We start from the raw sequence: 2,613 nt of genomic DNA, 5'->3' as shown, positions 1-2,613 counted from the left end.
GAAAAGGTAAGATTGTTCACGTCGGGGGCTTAGTTTTTGTTGGTGTGAGAGCTTACATTTTCTAAGATCCTCGACTCCTTTTCCAGCCGGTCAGATTTTTTCTACACCCTTAAATGCGAAGAGCCGGATAAATTCCAGCGCTGAGTGTCCGGTCGATCCCAGTAGGTTTGCTTGTTGTAACTGGCATAGACGGTGGTCCCAAAATCACGAAACTGCTTACTTACCGTCGCCGTATAAAGGGCCTTGCTCGCACCAATAGGTCTCCAATCATCACCCTCCCCACGCCCGCCGAGTTCGCCATTCAACCCGTAATGACGAGCATCCAGGTACTCCCCCATACTCAGAAAGTTCTCCTCGGAAAACCGGTAACCGGCAAAGGTTACCTGGCTGTCGTACTGTTCAAAGTTCTTGGAGTATTGAAGGCGGTACGACTTACCCGAGAGTGTCTCGTTCCACACGTTTGCACGTGATTGGGTAACATCCAGCGAGATGGCCCCGAACATCAGCAAGTCCCGCCCGGCGCCAATAGAGAGCGCACGATAATTGTTGTCTGTTATGCCACCGCCAAACAGGGACCAACCATTGCTGATCCCCCAGGAAAACTCTCCGGTGCCGAAAACATCGCCATCGGCGCCATATTGAAGATTGGACGGGCGCCCGGTAGCCAACTTGTAACGAACGTGTCCAGGGCGCGTCAGGTAGGGAACACCTGCCGTATCTATCTGGAAACTGTGTACCGAGCCATCCTGCTCCTCCACCCGCACGTCCAGCGAGCCCGTCACCGCATCCTGAAGGTCTTGAATGCGAAAGGGGCCTGCCGCCACCAGGGTTTCATACAGCACACGGCCCTGCTGGCTGATAACAACTCTTGCATTGGTCTTGGCCACCCCAACCACTTCCGGGGCGTAACCACGCAAGTTGGGTGGCAACTGGCTTTCATCCGACTTGAGTGCCGCCCCGGTAAAACGGAAGCTGTCAAACAGGTCCGAATACAGGTAGTCCTCGCCCACTACCAGGCGTGCCTTCAGCGCAGGAATCGCTCGATAAGCATAATAACGACTCCATTCCAGCCGGTGATAATCGGACGCCCCCTCGCGACCATTCTCGACACGCCCCTGCCAATCGGCCCTCAGGCGCCAGGCACCGGCATTGGCTCCGAGTGTTCCGTTACCACTGAGGTTATTACGGGTCCCGTCATTCTTTTGATAGTTCGATTGCGCTGTCATGTTGTAATCAACCAGCAATCCCGGCACCCCTTCATCCCAACGGGAGGGCGGATCCCAATTGATGGCGCTGTACTCAAGATAGGCCTGAGGCAGATTGATGTTCAGCGTGGAAGTGGCCAGATCACCCGTGACCTCCATGCCAGGCAAACTTTTAACATCCAGGCACTGCCCGCTCTTCCACCATACGAGTTTGTCGGCCTCAGACGCCTTCAGGCCCAGCTGGTCGACAAGATCGGGCGATAAACATGCCTGACTGCCTTTGGGATCATTATCGGGGGGATAGAACACCACCGATTGCTCTGGAATAGGCTGGGTATTGATCTGCACGGTCATCAAGTAGGTGCCCGGCAGAATAAAGCCACTGCGCGAAAACCGAGACAAGTCAATATTAGTGCGATCACTCAGATCAAGAACATCGGTATTAAACTCGATATCCCCGGCCCCCATTACAGTTCCTGCCAATGACATCAACCCACCAAAAAGGCTTGGGCGCAGCGTATTTTTGACCTTCAACGTATTCAACATGAAAGCAGCCCATCAATATTCAGAAGTATTCCAACTTGAACCGCACAGCGGCACTGTGGGCGCCAACGCCCATCGGCAATCCGTTACCCACCAAGCGGAAGGTGTAGTGCAGCGTCATGTCGCCCTCAGCCAATGGCGCCGGCGCCATCCGCTCACCCGGAACACTCTCCTGGCCAGCAGAGTCCACAATGTGCAGCGCAACGCCCTGCGAGCCGCCAAAGACCGCAAAGGAGCGCCCGTCCCTGTCAGTCGGGCCGTCAAACGTCACTTGCAGATGCTGCCAGTCAGGCAGGGTTTCTCCAGGACGTAACGGGTCTGGGCGAGTCAATGAGCAATTGACCAGACGCAGTTGGAAGGGGTGTGGCTCTCCCCTTGCGTTTCGCACAATCCGGCCTATTGGCTCGGGAGGCATCTCGATGGTTTGATCAACAGAGACCAGTTCCAGCCCGCAGGCTGAATCAACAACTTCTCCCCCCAGTGTGACGATCCCTTCGCCTTGCCCAGCGGCCTGCGCAAAAGCACAAGGGCTGATGAATATCGTCAATAAGGAGGCAACAGCGAGACTTATGAATGTGTTCACCTCTATCCCCCGCCAGTTCCCCCGCCACACTAAGTGGCGGGGGAAAAACTTACTGATAAGCCAAGGTGAAGTTGGTGATCGCGCTGAAATCACCGGGGATGATTGGGTCAGTAGCAGCACCTTGTACATAGGCACCGAATTCCAGGGTGTTATCAGGCTCTTCGCATTTAAGGGTGTAGAAAAAATCTGACCGGCTGGAAAAGGAGTCGAGGATCTTAGAAAATGTAAGCTCTCACACCAACAAAAACTAAGCCCCCGACGTGAACAATCTTACCTTTTCTA

General features: G+C 54.5%; 2 protein-coding genes and 1 pseudogene. All 3 read right to left on the bottom strand.

Annotated elements, in window-relative coordinates; all coding sequences use genetic code 11:
* Window positions 1-101 precede the first annotated feature (101 nt).
* A complete protein-coding gene (locus tag BLL38_RS29690; RefSeq protein WP_415640280.1) occupies window positions 102-1,751 on the bottom strand; it encodes a fimbria/pilus outer membrane usher protein in 1,650 nt (549 codons plus the stop codon).
* A 19-nt stretch (window positions 1,752-1,770) separates the two neighbouring features.
* Window positions 1,771-2,331 carry a fimbrial protein gene (locus BLL38_RS29685; protein WP_076965363.1) on the bottom strand — a complete coding sequence of 187 codons (561 nt, stop codon included), beginning with the start codon at window positions 2,329-2,331 and terminating at the stop codon, window positions 1,771-1,773.
* Between the two features lie 49 nt (window positions 2,332-2,380).
* Window positions 2,381-2,485 (bottom strand): annotated as a pseudogene (locus tag BLL38_RS31610) (fimbrial protein); the annotation flags it as partial.
* Window positions 2,486-2,613: the final 128 nt, after the last annotated feature.

The sequence above is a fragment of the Pseudomonas gessardii genome (assembly GCF_001983165.1).
GTDB classification, from domain to species: domain Bacteria; phylum Pseudomonadota; class Gammaproteobacteria; order Pseudomonadales; family Pseudomonadaceae; genus Aquipseudomonas; species Aquipseudomonas gessardii.
This window is presented reverse-complemented; position numbering and strand designations above follow the sequence as displayed.

What these genes read in the sequence shown, in the direction of transcription:
- BLL38_RS29690 (WP_415640280.1), bottom strand. Translation starts at nt 1,751, where the DNA reads ATGTTGAATACGTTGAAGGTCAAAAATACGCTGCGCCCAAGCCTTTTT.